The sequence below is a fragment of the Gillisella taibaishanensis genome (genome assembly GCF_001938985.1).
GTDB lineage: Bacteria > Pseudomonadota > Alphaproteobacteria > Rhizobiales > Rhizobiaceae > Allorhizobium > Allorhizobium taibaishanense.
Window position 1 is genome coordinate 1 of sequence record NZ_MKIN01000020.1, and the last position, 16,105, is coordinate 16,105.

The 16,105-nt window shown below is 58.0% G+C and carries 16 protein-coding genes; 11 read left to right on the top strand and 5 right to left on the bottom strand.

Going from position 1 to position 16,105, the window contains the following annotated elements; translation table 11 throughout:
• Positions 1-372 precede the first annotated feature (372 nt).
• Positions 373-1,362 carry an inositol 2-dehydrogenase gene (iolG, locus tag BJF91_RS05155; RefSeq protein ID WP_075613437.1) on the bottom strand — a complete coding sequence of 330 codons (990 nt, stop codon included), beginning with the start codon at positions 1,360-1,362 and terminating at the stop codon, positions 373-375.
• Between the two features lie 219 nt (positions 1,363-1,581).
• Here iolG and BJF91_RS05160 point away from each other — a divergent pair, with 219 nt between their 5' ends.
• The 6 genes from BJF91_RS05160 (at position 1,582) to iolB (ending at position 8,410) form a co-directional block, all read left to right on the top strand.
• Positions 1,582-2,406, top strand: coding sequence for a MurR/RpiR family transcriptional regulator (locus tag BJF91_RS05160; RefSeq protein WP_075613438.1), 825 nt, complete (start codon positions 1,582-1,584; stop codon positions 2,404-2,406).
• A 126-nt stretch (positions 2,407-2,532) separates the two neighbouring features.
• Entirely contained in the window at positions 2,533-4,449 is a 1,917-nt protein-coding gene (locus BJF91_RS05165; protein ID WP_075613805.1) for a bifunctional 5-dehydro-2-deoxygluconokinase/5-dehydro-2-deoxyphosphogluconate aldolase, read from the top strand.
• Between the two features lie 68 nt (positions 4,450-4,517).
• Complete coding sequence (iolD, locus tag BJF91_RS05170) at positions 4,518-6,341, top strand: 3D-(3,5/4)-trihydroxycyclohexane-1,2-dione acylhydrolase (decyclizing) (protein ID WP_075613439.1); 1,824 nt, start codon at positions 4,518-4,520, stop codon at positions 6,339-6,341.
• Position 6,342: 1 nt separating this feature from the next.
• Complete coding sequence (iolE, locus tag BJF91_RS05175) at positions 6,343-7,245, top strand: myo-inosose-2 dehydratase (RefSeq protein ID WP_075613440.1); 903 nt, start codon at positions 6,343-6,345, stop codon at positions 7,243-7,245.
• Between the two features lie 140 nt (positions 7,246-7,385).
• A complete protein-coding gene (locus tag BJF91_RS05180) occupies positions 7,386-7,604 on the top strand; it encodes a hypothetical protein (RefSeq protein ID WP_075613441.1) in 219 nt (72 codons plus the stop codon).
• Positions 7,601-8,410: a 5-deoxy-glucuronate isomerase gene (iolB, locus tag BJF91_RS05185; protein WP_075613442.1), complete on the top strand. Its 810-nt coding sequence runs from the start codon at positions 7,601-7,603 to the stop codon at positions 8,408-8,410. Before BJF91_RS05180 ends, iolB begins: the two co-directional genes overlap by 4 nt.
• Before the next feature lie 21 nt (positions 8,411-8,431).
• Here the strand turns inward: iolB and BJF91_RS05190 are convergent, their stop codons facing one another.
• A complete protein-coding gene (locus BJF91_RS05190) occupies positions 8,432-8,797 on the bottom strand; it encodes a hypothetical protein (protein ID WP_234801566.1) in 366 nt (121 codons plus the stop codon).
• A 146-nt stretch (positions 8,798-8,943) separates the two neighbouring features.
• On the opposite strand from BJF91_RS05190, the gene BJF91_RS05195 reads away from it, so the two are divergent.
• The 3 genes from BJF91_RS05195 to BJF91_RS05205 all read left to right on the top strand — a co-directional run bounded on the left by BJF91_RS05195 (position 8,944) and on the right by BJF91_RS05205 (position 11,051).
• Complete coding sequence (locus BJF91_RS05195; RefSeq protein ID WP_234801550.1) at positions 8,944-9,660, top strand: SDR family oxidoreductase; 717 nt, start codon at positions 8,944-8,946, stop codon at positions 9,658-9,660.
• Between the two features lie 66 nt (positions 9,661-9,726).
• Positions 9,727-10,281: a DUF3833 family protein gene (locus tag BJF91_RS05200; protein ID WP_075613445.1), complete on the top strand. Its 555-nt coding sequence runs from the start codon at positions 9,727-9,729 to the stop codon at positions 10,279-10,281.
• 5 nt (positions 10,282-10,286) lie between these two features.
• Positions 10,287-11,051 carry an SDR family NAD(P)-dependent oxidoreductase gene (locus BJF91_RS05205; RefSeq protein ID WP_324615705.1) on the top strand — a complete coding sequence of 255 codons (765 nt, stop codon included), beginning with the start codon at positions 10,287-10,289 and terminating at the stop codon, positions 11,049-11,051.
• Between the two features lie 48 nt (positions 11,052-11,099).
• Here BJF91_RS05205 and BJF91_RS05210 read toward each other — a convergent pair whose 3' ends face one another.
• From BJF91_RS05210 to BJF91_RS05220, 3 genes are read right to left on the bottom strand one after another with little or no spacing between them, the layout of a single operon-like run.
• Positions 11,100-12,374, bottom strand: a complete 1,275-nt coding sequence (locus BJF91_RS05210) for an SAM-dependent methyltransferase (RefSeq protein ID WP_083943162.1) — start codon at positions 12,372-12,374, stop codon at positions 11,100-11,102.
• On the bottom strand, positions 12,371-13,174 hold the full coding sequence (locus BJF91_RS05215) for a DUF1365 domain-containing protein (RefSeq protein ID WP_075613447.1): 804 nt from the start codon (positions 13,172-13,174) through the stop codon (positions 12,371-12,373). The genes BJF91_RS05210 and BJF91_RS05215 overlap by 4 nt, the downstream gene beginning before the upstream one ends.
• Positions 13,171-14,529: an NAD(P)/FAD-dependent oxidoreductase gene (locus BJF91_RS05220; protein WP_075613448.1), complete on the bottom strand. Its 1,359-nt coding sequence runs from the start codon at positions 14,527-14,529 to the stop codon at positions 13,171-13,173. Before BJF91_RS05220 ends, BJF91_RS05215 begins: the two co-directional genes overlap by 4 nt.
• Before the next feature lie 249 nt (positions 14,530-14,778).
• Here BJF91_RS05220 and BJF91_RS05225 point away from each other — a divergent pair, with 249 nt between their 5' ends.
• Both BJF91_RS05225 and BJF91_RS05230 read left to right on the top strand, forming a co-directional pair.
• Complete coding sequence (locus BJF91_RS05225) at positions 14,779-15,345, top strand: sigma-70 family RNA polymerase sigma factor (protein ID WP_075613807.1); 567 nt, start codon at positions 14,779-14,781, stop codon at positions 15,343-15,345.
• Positions 15,345-16,037, top strand: a complete 693-nt coding sequence (locus BJF91_RS05230) for a ChrR family anti-sigma-E factor (protein WP_075613449.1) — start codon at positions 15,345-15,347, stop codon at positions 16,035-16,037. Before BJF91_RS05225 ends, BJF91_RS05230 begins: the two co-directional genes overlap by 1 nt.
• Positions 16,038-16,105: the final 68 nt, after the last annotated feature.

Here is a 16,105-nt window from a genome sequence, read left to right on the forward strand (position 1 = left end):
CGCAACCAAATCAAAAAAATCAAATCAAACTCACCCCGTCAGTCAGTCTGGCGGGTTCTTTGCGTTCCAAAAACATCAACGTAAAAACACATAGAACCCAATTGGCGATCAAAAACCGTGAAAAACGACTGACACCCTACTGGATGCTGCAGGCGTGATATCGATTCAAAAATAAGCCAAGACCGTTCGTTTTGGGCAATACCCCCACTTACTCCTTCCCGAAGGGCGGCCTCCACCGCACCGCTGCGCGTCATGATTTACAAAATGGGTCGACGTCTGACGTAAACATGTCGGTCGTTCATGGCGTAGCCAGGATAAAAAAAAGGAGGGCCCGCTAGACCCTCCCCGCATCCTGTGGTTAGTCGCTCTCGATCAAAGAGTGACGACAACCTTGTCCCGTGCCGATCTCGCCGCAGCGTCGGCCAGCTTCAGCGCAATCAGGCCGTCTTCAATCGATGGCGATGGTGCCTTGCCGGTCTCAATGAAATCAAGAAACGCAGAGATTTCAGCAGCATAGGCCGCCGTATAGCGCGTCATGAAGAAGTCGTGCAGCGGTGGGCGGGTGTAGCCGTCTTTGGTTGCGACTTCGATCGAGACTGGGCGCTGGTTTTCCGCAGCAACAGAACCTTCAGAACCGTGAACCTCAATACGCTGATCATAGCCGTACGTTGCGCGGCGTGAGTTGGAGATGATCGCCTGGCGGCCGGAGGCCGTTGTCAGGATTAGGCTGGCGCTGTCGTAGTCGCCGAGTTTGCCGATTTCAGGATCGACCAAAACCGCAGCTGAGGCCATGACTGAGGTGATTTCCTCACCGAGCAGAAAGCGGGCGATGTCGAAGTCATGGATGGTCATATCGCGGAAAATGCCACCGGAGACTTTGATATATTCTGGTGGAGGTGCGCCCGGATCGCGGCTGGTAATCGTCACCATTTCGACCTTGCCAATACGACCGTCGTCGATTGCCTTGCGCACCGCCTGGAAATGCGGATCGAAGCGACGGTTGAAGCCGAGCATGACCCGGCCACCGACGCTGCGCACGACTTCGGCGCAGGCTTCCGCTCTGGCAACATCGAGATCGACCGGCTTTTCGCAGAACACGGCCTTGCCTGCCCGGCTGAAGCGCTCGATCAGGTCGGAATGGGTATTGGTCGGCGTGCAGATCAGCACGGCATCAATTGATGTGTCAGCCTCAATTTCTTCAATTGTCTTGACTGCGGCGCCGGTTGCCTCGGCGATGGCCTGGGCAGCCTGCGGAAACGGATCGGCCACGGCGACCAGTTGAGCCCGTTTGTCTTCACCGATCGCCTTGGCATGCACTTTGCCGATTCGACCTGCGCCAAGTAGCGCCAATTTCTTTACCATCGTCATCTCCTCCCGGCTCCGCTTGCTTAGCGGGCCTGCTAACGCTTTTTGTTCAGTACCAAGCAGAGGAACCGCAACCTCTTTGCAGTCACTCAGTTTTGGAATATATGTTCTATTTTGCTAGTTCGTGCTAGCAATCATGTCAAGAGCCGCATCCGTCCTGTCGGACGCGAAGCCGATGACGATATGAATACGGTCACGCTCAGGAAGGGGTACTAAATGCCGGAGGCAATGGCGCGGGCGCCTGATACGATCAGGTCGTTTGAGGAACGTCTCCTGGATGTCTCGGAGGGCCTACCAAAGCGTCTACGGCAATGTGCTGATTACGTGGCTGCCAACAAAGATCGGATCGCAGTATCGACTGTGGCCGAAATGGCTGATGGCGCCGGCGTCCAACCCTCCGCATTCATGCGATTTTGCCAGATACTGGGTTTTTCCGGCTTTTCTGAAATGCAGCGGCTGTTTCGCGAATCCTATGTTGGCGGCTGGCCCGACTATTCCACCCGCCTGCATCATTTGCGCGAGACTGCCTCGGGTAGTCCATCTGCCCTGCTGGCGGAATTTGCCGAGGCCGGGCGGATTTCGCTGGAAGGACTAGTGCAATCTGTGGATTCGCAGGCGTTGGAACTGGCGGTCGAAGCGCTTGCTGGCGCTGGCGTCATCCATATCGTCGGTCTGCGCCGGTCGTTTCCTGTCGCCAGTTATATGGTCTATGCCTTTGAGAAAATGGGCGTTGCGGCCATGCTGCACAGCGGCGTCGGCAAGCTCGACAACCACCACGCGATCCGCGAAGGCGATGTGCTTCTCGCTATTACCTTCTCACCCTATTCAACTGAAACCCTCGATCTCGTCGAGCAGGTATCGCGGCGTGGAATTCCAGTGGTTGCCATCACCGATGCGGTCGTTAATCCCTTGCGCAAACTCGACGTGTTGACGCTGCCCGTTGCGGAGGTGGATTTCGGCGCTTTCCGTTCCTTGTCCGCGACCCTTTGCTTGGCGATCGCTCTTTCGGTTGCCGTTGGCACCGCTCGGCAACGGAATTGAATATTTATATTGCTGGAAGAAAAAATAGAATATATAGTCCAAATAAATCAAAAAATGGAACGGTAGCTTTAGCTGCCGTATCCTCCGGCGGCATCGAGGAGTATGGCGACGGATCGGGAGGACGATGTGGCAAAACTTGACCTGATCACCATTGGCCGGTCTTCTGTGGACCTATACGGCGCCCAAATTGGCGGCCGATTGGAAGACATGGCCTCATTCAATAAATATATTGGCGGCTCGCCCACCAATATCGCCGCCGGAACCGCACGGCTCGGCCTGAAGTCGGCACTGATCACCAGGGTTGGCGATGAGCATATGGGTCGATTCATCCGCGAACAACTGGTCCGCGAAGGCGTCGATGTGCGCGGTGTAAAAACTGACCTGAAGCGGCTGACGGCTCTGGTTTTGCTCGGCATCCGGGATGAGGAGCAGTTTCCTCTGATCTTCTATCGGGAAAACTGCGCCGACATGGCGCTGTGCGAAGATGACATCGATCCAGACTTTATCGCTGAGTCGGCCTGCGTTTGCGTGACTGGCACGCATTTGTCCCACCCCAATACCGAAGCGGCTGTGTTGAAGGCCTTGCGGCTGGCGCGTGAACATGGCGGGCGCACTGCGCTCGATATTGATTATCGCCCAAACCTCTGGGGTCTTGCAGGCCATGGCGACGGCGAAAGCCGGTTCATCGAATCGCAGGCGGTGACGGCCAAGCTGCAATCGACCCTGCATTGGTTCGACCTGATCGTCGGCACGGAAGAGGAGTTCCACATTGCTGGCGGCACGACTGACACGGTCGCGGCACTAAAGGCGGTGCACGGCGTGTCGAAGGCCGTGCTGGTGTGCAAGCGCGGTGCCCTTGGGGCCGTTGTCTTTGATGGAGAGATCCCGTCCAGCCTTGACGAGGGTCAGACCGGCCAGGGCTTCCCGATCGAAGTCTTCAACGTGCTGGGGGCCGGCGACGGCTTCATGTCCGGCCTGCTGAAGGGCTGGCTGACCGGCGAGGATTGGCCGACGGCGCTGAAATTTGCCAATGCTTGCGGTGCCTTTGCGGTGTCGCGACACGGCTGCACGCCCGCCTATCCGAGCCTGGAAGAGCTGGACTATTTCTTCAAGACCGGCATTCGCAACAAGGCGCTGCGCAAGGATGCGGCGCTGGAACAGGTGCATTGGTCCACCAATCGCGATGGCGAGTGGCCGCAAATGCGTGTCTTTGCCTTCGACCACCGCATGCAGTTGGAGGCGATGTGCGACGAGGCTGGCGTGCCGCACGAGCGGATCGGTGTTTTCAAACAGCTCTGCCTGAAAGCCGCTTTGCAGGTCAGCAATGGGCAGGCCGGCTACGGCATCCTTTGTGACAGCCGCCTGGGGCGTGAAGCGCTCTACCGCGCTGCGGGCACCGGGCTCTGGATCGGACGGCCAGTGGAATGGCCGGGGTCACGGCCGCTGGTGCTGGAGCCTGAACTGGGCGAGGATTTCGGCGGCTTGAGCGAATGGCCTGTCGAAAACACGGTCAAGGTTCTCTGCTTCTATCATCCTGGTGACGATGCGGCCCTGAAGCAGGAGCAGGAAGCTACGGTAAAACGCCTCTTTACGGCTTCTCGGCGTAACCGGCTTGAATTCCTGCTGGAAATCATTCCCTCGAAAGTCGGCCCTACCAACGACGAGACGGCCGCGACGATCATTCAGCGCTTCTACGATATCGGCGTCTATCCCGACTGGTGGAAGTTGGAGCCAATGAAAACGGCGGGTGCCTGGGCCAAGGCCTGCGATGCCATTTCGCGCAACGATCCCTATACGCGCGGTATTGTCGTACTCGGCCTGGATGCGCCCGCGGCCGAACTGGAGGAAAGCTTCAAGACGGCGGCAAGCTTTGATTTGGTCAAAGGCTTTGCCGTCGGTCGCACGATTTTTGGCGATGCAGCGCGCAAGTGGCTGGCTGGCCATAGTTCCGACGAAGAGGCGATTGCCGATATGGTTTCACGGTATCAAGGCCTTTGTCAGGTCTGGGATCGGTCGCGCCAGGCTGTGGCTGTGCCGGCCTGAGGCGGCGCTGAACATAACGAAAAATATGCCAGCGGCACCATGGGAGCGCTGCTGAAGGGAGAGAGACGATGAAAACGGTGCGTTTGACGGCTGCACAAGCCTTGGTGCGCTACCTTGCCAATCAGATGACCCCGGAGGGCGTACCGTTCATTTCGGGCGTCTGGGCAATCTTCGGCCATGGCAATGTCGCGGGTCTTGGCGAGGCCCTGCAGGGAGCGAAGGATAGCGTCACCACCTGGCGCGGTCAGAATGAACAGTCGATGGCCCATGCGGCGATTGCCTATGCCAAGCAACTCGGCCGCCGCCGCGCGATGGCGGTAACCTCGTCTATCGGTCCGGGCGCGCTGAATATGGTGACGGCGGCGGCGCTGGCGCATGTCAATCGCTTGCCGGTCCTGCTTCTGCCGGGCGATGTGTTCGCCAATCGTGGTCCCGATCCGGTGCTGCAGCAGATCGAGGACTTTAACGACGGGATCATGTCGGCCAACGATTGTTTCCGCCCGGTCAGCCGCTATTTCGACCGAATTTCCCGGCCGGAACATCTGCTGACAGCGCTGCCGCGTGCTTTTCGCACCATGACAGATCCGGCCGATTGCGGTCCGGTGACTTTGGCATTTTGTCAGGATACCCAGGCGGAGGCCTATGATTATCCCGAGAGCTTCTTTGCACCGAAGGTCTGGAACATCAGGCGTCCTCAGCCCGACGCCGATGAGCTTGATCGCGCCATTGCTGCGATCAAATCTGCCAAAAATCCTGTCATCGTTGCGGGCGGTGGTGTCCATTTCTCTGGCGCGACCAAGACTCTCGCCGATTTTGCAGCCAGGCATCAGATCGCTGTTGTCGAAACCCAGGCCGGCAAATCGGCGCTGCCTTGGGATGACGCTCTGAATTTTGGCCCCGTCGGCGTTACCGGCGCATCAAGCGCCAATGCGGTCTGCGAGACAGCCGATCTGGTCATTGGGGTCGGCACGCGTTTCCAGGATTTCACCACCGGGTCCTGGGCGCTGTTCAAGAACCCTGGCCGCAAGATCCTTGCCCTTAATGTCCAGCCTTACGACAGCGCCAAGCATGATGCGCTGCCGCTGGTTGCTGACGCAAAGATCGGCCTCGAACTGATCTCCAAGGCACTTGGCGATCACCGCTTTGCTGCGCCGGATGCAGGCCTCAAGGCTGATTGGTTCGCCAAGGCCGATGCGGTGACCGCCGCGCCGAAGGATGGCAATAGCCTGCCGACCGATATGCAGGTGATTGGCGCCGTCCAGCGCACTGCGCGCGACAATACCGTGGTCATGTGCGCGGCGGGCACCATGCCGGGCGAGTTGCACCAGCTGTGGAAGTCGGAACTGCCGCTGTCCTATCACATGGAATACGGCTTTTCCTGCATGGGTTATGAGATCGCCGGCGGTCTCGGGATCAAGATGGCCGAGCCGGAGCGTGACGTCATCGTCATGGTTGGTGACGGCTCCTACATGATGATGAATTCCGAACTGGTGACGGCCTGCGCGCTTGGCGTCAAAATCACTGTCGTTATCACGGATAACAGGGGCTATGGCTGCATCAACCGGCTGCAGATGGGCACCGGCGGCGCCGAGTTCAACAATCTCTACGCCCATACCTCCCATGTGCATGCGCCGCAGATCGATTTTGCCGCCCATGCCGCGGCCATGGGCGCCGACGCCAGCAAGGTCACAAGCATTGCCGAGCTGGAAAAGGCCTTGGAGCAGGCAAGAAGTGCCACCAGGCCAACCGTCGTCGTCATCGATACCGATCCATATCCGACGCCAGACGCCGGTGGTTATTGGTGGGATGTTGCGGTTCCCGAAGTTTCGGACCGCTCGGAAGTAAAACAGGCTCGCGCCCGCTACGAGGCAGCGCTCAAGGAAAGAAACTAACATGATCCTCTACGGAACCAACCCGATTGCCTGGTCCAATGACGATGACCGCACGCTCGGCGCCCATATCAGCCTCGACCAGTGCTTGGACGAAACCTCTAAGATCGGTTTTGACGGCATTGAGAAGGGCCACAAATTCCCGCAGGAGCCGGCAGCCCTCAAAGCCGTGCTGGAGCCGCGCGGTTTGCGCTATGTTTCCGGTTGGCATTCGCTGAACCTGCTGACCAACACGATCGAGGAAGAGAAGGCGGCGATGCAGCCGGCGCTCGACCTGCTGAAGGCCATGGGTAGCAAGGTAATCATCGTTTGCGAAACATCGAACGCGATCCATGGCGATGACGGCACGCCTGTCAACGATCGCCCGAAGCTTGCCGACGCAGAGTGGAAGAGCTTTGGCGCTGGCGTCGAAGCGCTCGGTGAGTTTGCCGCGGCGCAGGGCATCGCTCTGGCCTACCATCACCACATGGGCACGATCGTCGAAAGCGAAGAAGAAATCGATGCGTTGATGGCCAATACCGGTCCGCATGCGAAACTGCTGCTCGATACCGGCCATTGCCTGTTCGGCGGCGGCGATCCGGAGCGGGTGGCCACGAAATACATGAGCCGCGTCGGCCATATCCACGCGAAGAATATTCGCCCGATCATTGCCAAACAGGTGCGCGACGAAAAGCTGTCCTTCCTTGAAGGTGTGCGACGTGGCGTGTTCACGGTGCCCGGCGATAGCGAAGGGGGCGTCAATTTCCCGCCGGTGCTTAAAATCGCCGCCGAACACGGTTATCAAGGTTGGCTGGTGATCGAGGCCGAACAGGATCCGGATGTCCGCAATCCCTACGATTACCAGAGCCTCGGCCTTGCCTCCCTAAAAGCCATGGCCAAGGCCGCAGGATTGGATAAGAAGGACTGAGCATCGGACCGAAAAGTGGGAACCGGTTTTCGGAAAAATCCGATGGTCATACAAAAAGGTTAGAGCATCGTGCCGATTACGATTTTCGTCGCGATGCTCTAAGCGAGGCTTCGGCCTGTCATGAAATTGAAAGCAGGCCGATGAATTTTCTCGATCCCCACCATCCTTTTTTCAAGCCGCTCTGGGTACGAATTCTCGTTACCTTAGTGCCGCTGGCATGGGCGGGGGTCGAATTATATGGGGGGAGCCCGACCTGGGCGATGATCTCGCTGGCGCTCGGGGTCTATGCCGGGTTGCAGCTGTTCTGGACCTTTAACAAGACTGAAAAGCCGCCTGCCAAAAAGGATGACGAGAAATGAGCGATCTGTTGCGCAAGCCCGTTGCCGAGAGCGGCAAAGTGCATGACATCACCCCGCAAACGGCCCATTGGGGTTATGTCGGCTTTGGCCTTTACAAGCTGAAGCCGGGAGAGCAGGCGGCGGAAAAGACCGGCGACACAGAGGTTATCCTTGTTCTGGTTGAGGGCAAGGCGGAGATTTCGGCTGCGGGCAAAAACTTTGGCGAACTTGGCGATCGGATGAATGTCTTCGAAAAGAAGCCGCCCCATTGCCTCTACGTTCCTGCTGGATCGGAGTGGTCGGCCACCGCCACCACCGAGTTGACGCTCGCCATCTGCACGGCGCCGGCCAAACCCAGCCGCGAGGCGCAGATCATCGGGCCGGCCGGAATCGCGCTGACCGAACGCGGCAAGGGCGCCAACACACGCTATATTTTCCCGATCGCGATGGAAGACCGGGATGTCGCTGACAGTCTGTTGGTGACGGAAGTCTTCACGCCCCAGGGCAATTGGTCGTCCTATCCGCCGCACCGTCATGACGAGGACAACTTCCCTAATATGACCTATCTGGAAGAGACCTATTATCATCGGCTCAATCCGGCGACGGGTTTTGGCTTCCAGCGTGTCTTTACCGAAGACGGATCGCTGGATGAGACGATGGCGGTCTCTGACGGTGATGTGGTGCTGGTGCCGAAGGGCCACCACCCCTGTGGCGCGCCCTATGGCTATGAGATGTATTATCTCAATGTCATGGCTGGCCCGATGCGCAAATGGCGCTTCCAGAACCATCCCGACCATGACTGGATTTTCAAACGAGATAACCCATAACTGTATAATCGTATCGGGCAGTCACAAAGACCGCCCGATACGCGCCGTCCCGACCTGACCGTTGTTGCGAATCCATTTCAGATTGGTCGCACCGGTCTTGTAAAGCTCGAAACACATCGGCGTGCCTTTGTACCAGGTAGTGAAGCGCTGACAGAGCCGGTCACCGTCGATCCACCACTTGCCCGTATCGTTCGGCTTGACGAAGCGGCCAAGGCCGAGCGCCTCTCCCGAACCGTCAACGACGCCGCTCCTGCGATAGTTCAGTGGAAACTCGCCGCCCATCGGGGTCGCGAGATAGATCCGTTTGCCGATGATCTCGGATTTGATATCGCTTGACGTATAGCGGCTTTCTTCTGCGGCCTGCAGGCTGGCTGTCGTTGTGGCCATGACGGCGATGCAAAGTAACGAGCGTCGAAACAGCATTCTGCCAATCCTCCTGTGATCCATATTGCTTGGTTCAGTCGTAACTGCTTACGCAAGCGGTTGCGAAATGGATGATCGCAGCCGTAAAAAATGTCGCAAAGAGGTGAGAAATGAGTCGCTTTACATCAATGACCTCCCTCGATCAGGGTTATCGTGCGCTTGTCGTTGGCGCTTCCGGTGGTATCGGCTCGGCCTTTTGTGATCTGCTGCGCAATGACCCGGTATGCCTTGAGGTCGTCGCCCTGTCACGCAGCACTGATGGCCTGGACGTGACCGAGGAGAAGATGATCGCTGCTGCCGCCGAGCGACTTTCCGCCGAAGGCCAGTTCTTCGATCTTGTTATCTGCGCCACGGGAGCGCTGACGATTAACGGCATTGGACCGGAAAAGGCCATGAGAGCCGTAACCAGCGAGGCAATGGCCGCACAATTCGCTCTGAACGCCATCGGCCCGGCCCTGGTAATGAAGTATTTTTCGCCGCTTCTCGTCAAAAACCGCCGGTCGCTGATGGGCTTCCTGTCTGCACGCGTGGGCTCGATCGGTGATAACCGGCTGGGCGGCTGGATCTCCTACCGCGCCTCGAAGGCGGCACTGAACCAGATCATCCGCACCGGCGCGATCGAGATCGCCCGGACGCGTCCGCAGTCGGTCGTTGTAAGTCTGCATCCGGGTAGCGTCGCCACGTCGCTGTCGGCCAATTTTGCCGCTGCTCACGAACGGTTCGCACCTGAAGAAAGCGCCGGGCTGTTGCTTTCCACGCTCGATCGTCTCTCACCTGAAAGCAATGGCGGCTTTTTTGCCTATGACGGTTCCGTGATCGAGTGGTAGCGGCAAATCCACCCGCCTCCGCAGCGCGTATCAACTATAGAAATCGCGACGAACGGAGATCTGAACATGTCGGGACTGAAATCTGCGCTTGCGGGCCTCGGCCTTGGCCTTGTCGCCTCTACAGGCTATGCCCATGCCGCCAATTTCGCGTTTGAAGACTATTTCGTCGGCAAGACTGTTGCTGACGGCCATTTCGCAGCAATAAATGGTGTAAACCGCAAGTTTACCGTCGATTTGACGGGCAAATGGGACGGCCATGTCCTGACCCTGCGCGAAGACTTCCGCTTCGAGGATGGCACTCGAGACACCAAGACCTGGCGTTTCGTCAAGACCGGGCCGACCACCTATACCGGCACGCGCGAGGATGTCATCGGTAATGCGATGGTGCACATGTCCGGTGATACCGCACGCTTCAATTACCTCGTTTATCTCTCGCCCGAAACAAAGGGCAACAAGGTGCGCTTCTATGACAAGATGGTGTTGAAGCCGGACGGAACAGTTCTCAACACCGCCTGGGTCACGAAGTTTGGTTTCCCTGTGGCCAAGACCACGGTGAACTTTCGCAAAGTCGATCATGAAATCAGGCACAAGGCCAAACGGCACGAAAGGGTAAATCGGTGATGGTTATGTCCGCCACGAGCCGCGGCCGGGTGGCCTGGATTACAGGCGCCAGCTCCGGTATCGGCCGTGCGCTGGCGCTAAAGTTTGCGCGCGAAGGGTATCAGGTCGGTGTCAGCGCCAGGCGGGCCGAGGATCTGGACGTATTGGCCAAGGAAAGCATGGGCAGTATCCATGCCTTCCCGCTTGATATTACCGATGGTGCCGCCGTTGGGCGTGTCGTGGCCGAGATCGAAGATAAGCTCGGCCCGATCGACATGGCGGTTTTTTCCGCCGGCTCCTACATCCGCGAAACGCCGCATCGGTTCCAGGCAGAGCAGTTCCGCCAGATGGTCGATCTCAACCTCGTTGGAACCGGCCATTGCCTGGAGGCTGTGATTGCGCCCATGGTGGCACGCGGCCGAGGCGGAATCGGCCTCGTCGCTTCTGTCTCCGGCTATACAGGCCTGCCTGGCGGTGGCATATACGGCGCCACCAAATCGGCGCTGATTACGCTGGCGGAGGCGATGCGCCCCGGTCTTCAGAGCAAGGGTGTGTCTATTAGCATTATCAATCCTGGCTTTGTCAAAACACCGCTGACTGACAAGAACGATTTCCCGATGCCGTTCATTGTCACCGCAGAAGATGCGGCCGACAAAATATTCAACGGCATGAAGATCGGAAAATTTGAGATCGCTTTTCCTTGGCAGATGGTCTTGCTGCTGAAGGCGCTGCGACTGTTGCCCTATCCCCTCTATTTTGCGCTGACCCGCAGGATGCTGCGCAAATCCTGAGCTCTTACAGAGAGCCAGACATGAAAATGGGGGCTTTCGCCCCCATTTTCATTTTGCCAGTTCGAATTGCACGACATCCAACCGGCCTGTCCGGAAGCCGGCAGCGCAATAATGCAGGTAGTAGCGCCACATCCGGAAGAAACGCTCATCAAATCCGAGCGGCGCGATGGTCGACCAATGGGCGATGAAGCTGCGGTCCCAGGTCAGCAGGGTCCGCTCATAATCGAGGCCGAAGCGAAACGCGTCGCGTGTCTGCAGGCCAGCTTTCTGTGCCGATTCCTCGAACCGCTCGACCGATGGCAGCATGCCTCCCGGAAAAATATAGGTCTGAATGAAATCGGCTTCACGCTGATATTGCTCAAACCGGTTCTCATCGATGGTGATGACCTGGACAATTGCCCGACCACCCTCCACCAGCAGGTCGCGCACGCGGTTGAAGTAAACCGGCCAATTCTCTTCACCGACCGCTTCGAACATCTCGATCGACACGATCTTGGTGAAGTGCCCCTTCACGTCGCGGTAATCTTCCAGCCGGATGTCGCAGCGCTCGCTTAGATCAGCTGCCTCCAGCCGTGCGCGCGCGTAAGCGGCTTGTTCCTTCGACAGCGTCAGGCCGGTCACCCGGCAGCCGCTGGCGCGGATCGCGTGCTCGGCAAAGCCGCCCCAGCCGCAACCGATCTCCAGAACATGATCGCCAGGCCCAAGCGCCAATTGCTCGACAATCCGCTGATATTTGGCGGCCTGCGCCTCGGCCAGTGGCTGGCTCGGATGCGCGTAGAGCGCCGACGAATAAGTCATCGTCGTATCCAGCCATTGACGATAGAAATCGTTGCCGAGATCGTAATGGAAGGCGATGTTACGGCGGCTGCCGGCCTTGGAATTGCGCCGCAGCTTGTGGCGCAGCAGGGCCAGTTTGCCAAGCAGGGCGGAGGGCGACATCAACCCTTCCCAGTTGCCTTCGTTGGCGATGGCTAGTTCCAGAAAGCCGGCGATATCGGGGCTGTCCCAATCGCCGTCCATATAGGACCGGGAAAAGCCGAGCGTACCCGAAGACAGCAGCCTCCAGACCGGGCGGGCATTGTTGAACTTCAGCACTGCGGATGGTCCGAGCTCGGGCCCGACCACGTGATGCTCCTCACCGCCGGGAAACAGCAGGGTGAGGTGACCATGAGTCAACCGACTTGCCCAGTTACAAATCATCCGCTGCCAGATCGGCGCGCCATGAAGCGACCATTGGCAGGCGTCCTGTTCCGTATTCAGGCCTACACTCTTCTGTTTGGAAAACGAGGTCATTGCTGCGGTTTGCTGGTCGGCATGGGTCATGACGGGCTCCTTGCGTTTGCAGCTTCAGGTAAAATGATGGAACTGGCGATCGGCTCAGTGGCCTTGCGGTGCCGATGGATCGGCACGCCCTTCAGCCACAGCTTCAGCGCTTCCCAATGAATCGCGCCCATGACTTTGAAGGTCATCAGCGGATAGCGGAGCAGGGCGGAAAGAAGCGCGCCGTCTGTCAGGGCTTGGCGCTTGCCCTCGAACGCAGCGTAAAGCAAAGGCCCTTCGGCATCTGCTTCATTAATAGCGATCAAAACCCGCTCGTCTGGCGTCGTGATCTTGAACCGGTACTGGCATTCCATCGGCATGAAAGGAGAGACATACATCTGCTTGGCGCAGGCGTGTCGAATGCTACCATCTTCCTGATTGCCCACCGGAATCACATAGGTATGCCGTTCGTGGAAGGTATTTTCCACTTCGTAGAGGATGGCGATCAACCCGCCTGCGCCGTCATAGCAATAGTAGACGGTCAGCGGATTAAAGACATAACCGAACATACGGGGATAGCAGAGCATGGATACTTTGAGGTCCGCAGTGCCAAGTCCCGCCTGCTGAAGATGCTGCGCCACCCACGCTTTCAGCCCGCCAGATACACCCAGACCATGGTCTCGATCGTCGATCCGCAGTACCGCTCGCCTGTTGTAGCCGAGAAGCTTGAATGTCGCATCGATAGCCGGCAATTCATCAAGGTCAACCAGCAGGCAAAACACGCTATATCGCAACCGATGTTTCTTCGGCCTATGCCTTTCGTGAACAACATCACCGGTGAAGATTGCCGACGTCCAGTTCATTGCGCGGCCGCCAGCACCTGTTCAGCGAAAATCCGCCCGGAAGGATTGTCCACCGTCCACGGGCGCGACAGGCCTCCCAATTGTTCGGCCACCGCGAGACCGGACTGAATACCGTCTTCATGGAAGCCGCTGCCGAAATGGGCGCCGCAGAACCAGGTGCGGTTACGGCCCTGCAATTGCCAGAGCTGTCGCTGCGCGGCGATCGCCTTGCTGTCGAACAGCGGATGGGCATAGTCGAATACCTGGTGCACCTTGGACCTATCGATCTCTCGCGACGGATTGAGCGTCACGAACAGCGGCAGGGACGAATCGAGGTTCTGCAACTTGTTCATCCAATAGGTTACGCAAAGTGCGCCTTCGCCAGCCTTGCGCTGCTCCCCGATATAGTTCCAGCTTGCCCAGACCCGCTGGCGCTTCGGCATGACGCTTGGATCTGAATGCAGAACGGCGACATTGCTCGTGTAATCAAAACAGCTGAGCAGCGCCCGTTCCAGCCCCTGAGCCTCATCCAGAAGCGCCAGCGCTTCATTCGCATGGGTGGCGACAACGACCTGGTCGAAACGGTCCTGATGGCCGCTTTCGGTCACGATTTTTACGCCGAGCGTGCTGCGGATAATACTTTTGACAGGATCGCCGCTGCGAAACTGCGCTGGCGTTGCCGCCTTAAGCCTGCTGACATATTCACGGCTACCGCCGATGACAGTGCGCCATTGAGGACGATCGTTGATGGTGACGAGGCCGTGATTGATGAAGAACCTGATAAATGCAGTGAGCGGGTAGGCCCGCATGTCGGCAACTGTTGTCGACCAGATCGCAGCCCCCATCGGCAGAAGATGATCTTCTATGAATGCCGCACTATAGGCTTCGAGATCGAGATAATCGCCGAGCGTTGCGGCAGCAAGATCTGAACGCTCCAGCAGGTGAGGGGCCGCGCGATAGAACCGCATGATGTCGGCGACCATCCGCCAGAATCGCGGACGAAGTGCGTTCCGGCGCTGACCTAACAAGCCAGACAGCCCGGAACCGGAATACTCGAAACGACCCTGGTCCAAGGAGGCGGCAAACGACATGTCAGACGCCTGCGTGGGCACGCCCAAATGCTCGAATAAAGCGACCAGATTGAGATAGTTGCGGTCGTTGTAGACGATGAAGCCGGTATCGACCGCAACCTTGCCTTTCGGGCCATCCACGTCGACTGTATTGGCATGACCGCCAAGTCGATCTGCGGCCTCAAACACCGTGACATCGAATCGCTTGGCCAGCAGCCAGGCACAAGACAAGCCGGAAATGCCGGATCCCACTACCGCAATCCGACGTGTGCCGGCAGCGAATCCCTTGTCCAATCCGATATTCATGATCGCAATCGCCTTTTCACCATGTTTTACAAGGACTACGACCGGCACTATGGGCTGGATTGCCAACGTCGGATTTTTTTTGGGTCGGTGATCCACCGTAGCAGGGCGGGCGTAAAGACTGCCATGACAATAATCATTTCCCAAGCGGCTCTGGAATGCCACAATGGTAGAATGACGGCCCCACGCCCCTTCAGGCGTAACCGGCCACGTGGGAAATCCGTGCCTCCTGGGGGCGCGAACGGGATGATTATGAAGTCTGAAACGGAAGATATGTCCTGCTTTCTCGCTGCGGTGGCCCGTGAGCGTGATGTGGAGGCATTCGAAACATTGTTCCGTCACTATGGTCCGCGCGTGAAAGCCTACATGGCTCGCCAGACGCGAGACCAGCAGGCGGCAGAGGAATTGATGCAGGAAACCATGATGGTGGTCTGGAACAAGGCCGCACTTTTCGATCCGAGCAGAGGCAATGTCTCCGCCTGGATTTTCACGATAGCGAGAAACCTTCGCGTTTCCGCCTATCGCAAGCAGAACCGTCCGGAATTCGACCCGAACGACCCTGCTTTCGTGCCCGAAGACGTAATGCCAGCCGACCAGGAACTGGAAAGCCGGCAAGAGGCAGACCGGTTGCACAAGGCCATGCGGCAATTGCCCAAGGAACAACTCGATTTGTTACAGCGTTCGTTTTTTCACGAGATCCCTCACAGCGCGCTTGCCAAGGAATTCGACCTGCCGCTCGGAACCGTGAAATCAAGGATCAGGATGGCTTTCGCAAAACTCCGTGCCGCTTTGGACGATAGCCAAGGAGGGGACCGTTGATGTCCGTGCACCATCATGTCAGCGATGAATTATTGCTCGACTATGCTAATGGCAGCCTGTCCGAAGGCTGGAGCATTGCCGTTGCCACGCATCTCGCGCTGTGTCCCCACTGCCGTAAACGCCTGTCCGCTATGGAAGCAACTGCTGGCGCGATGATCGAGTCGCTCGAGCTGGAACCGGCGCAAGCCTCGAATGCCGATACATCTTGGCAGGCGATGCGGGCCCGGCTTGAGGCGGATAAAGTCGGCAACAAAGGCCAGAGTGTTGCTGACAAACCAGCTTCGGCGGCCCCCAATTTTGCTGAAGTTCCGGTTCTGCCGGAACCATTGCGCTCCTATCTTGGTAAGGACATCGATGGTTTGAAATGGAAGCCGCTTGGACGTGGCGCCTATCACATCAAGATCAAGACTGGCGATGCGGATACGAGCGTGCGTCTGTTGCGGATACCGGCTGGAAAGCCGGTGCCGGAACATAGCCACGGCGGCCGAGAGCTGACGCTGGTGCTCAAAGGTAGCTTCTACGATGGCCAGGGTCGGTTTGCCCGTGGCGATCTGGAAGAGGCCGACCAAGATGTAGAGCATCAGCCGATCGCTGATGAGGGTGAAGACTGTATCTGCCTTGCCGTGACGGATGCTCCTTTGCGTTTCAAGAGCCGCCTTGTGCGGTTGGTGCAGCCGATTTTGGGGATTTGAAACAGAATTTCAGGAAAGCTGCTGATCAGTTTCCCGTTCGGTTATGCGGTCACGCAGGTACGTTTCTG

Bases quoted from the DNA above. Each gene is read 5' to 3' on its own strand.
- iolG (WP_075613437.1), bottom strand. From the start codon at position 1,362: ATGGTAAAGAAATTGGCGCTACTTGGCGCAGGTCGAATCGGCAAAGTG.
- BJF91_RS05160 (WP_075613438.1), top strand. From the start codon at position 1,582: ATGCCGGAGGCAATGGCGCGGGCGCCTGATACGATCAGGTCGTTTGAG.
- iolD (WP_075613439.1), top strand. From the start codon at position 4,518: ATGAAAACGGTGCGTTTGACGGCTGCACAAGCCTTGGTGCGCTACCTT.
- iolE (WP_075613440.1), top strand. From the start codon at position 6,343: ATGATCCTCTACGGAACCAACCCGATTGCCTGGTCCAATGACGATGAC.
- BJF91_RS05180 (WP_075613441.1), top strand. From the start codon at position 7,386: ATGAATTTTCTCGATCCCCACCATCCTTTTTTCAAGCCGCTCTGGGTA.
- iolB (WP_075613442.1), top strand. From the start codon at position 7,601: ATGAGCGATCTGTTGCGCAAGCCCGTTGCCGAGAGCGGCAAAGTGCAT.
- BJF91_RS05190 (WP_234801566.1), bottom strand. From the start codon at position 8,797: ATGGCCACAACGACAGCCAGCCTGCAGGCCGCAGAAGAAAGCCGCTAT.
- BJF91_RS05195 (WP_234801550.1), top strand. From the start codon at position 8,944: ATGAGTCGCTTTACATCAATGACCTCCCTCGATCAGGGTTATCGTGCG.
- BJF91_RS05200 (WP_075613445.1), top strand. From the start codon at position 9,727: ATGTCGGGACTGAAATCTGCGCTTGCGGGCCTCGGCCTTGGCCTTGTC.
- BJF91_RS05205 (WP_324615705.1), top strand. From the start codon at position 10,287: ATGTCCGCCACGAGCCGCGGCCGGGTGGCCTGGATTACAGGCGCCAGC.
- BJF91_RS05210 (WP_083943162.1), bottom strand. From the start codon at position 12,374: ATGACCCATGCCGACCAGCAAACCGCAGCAATGACCTCGTTTTCCAAA.
- BJF91_RS05215 (WP_075613447.1), bottom strand. From the start codon at position 13,174: ATGAACTGGACGTCGGCAATCTTCACCGGTGATGTTGTTCACGAAAGG.
- BJF91_RS05220 (WP_075613448.1), bottom strand. From the start codon at position 14,529: ATGAATATCGGATTGGACAAGGGATTCGCTGCCGGCACACGTCGGATT.
- BJF91_RS05225 (WP_075613807.1), top strand. From the start codon at position 14,779: ATGAAGTCTGAAACGGAAGATATGTCCTGCTTTCTCGCTGCGGTGGCC.
- BJF91_RS05230 (WP_075613449.1), top strand. From the start codon at position 15,345: ATGTCCGTGCACCATCATGTCAGCGATGAATTATTGCTCGACTATGCT.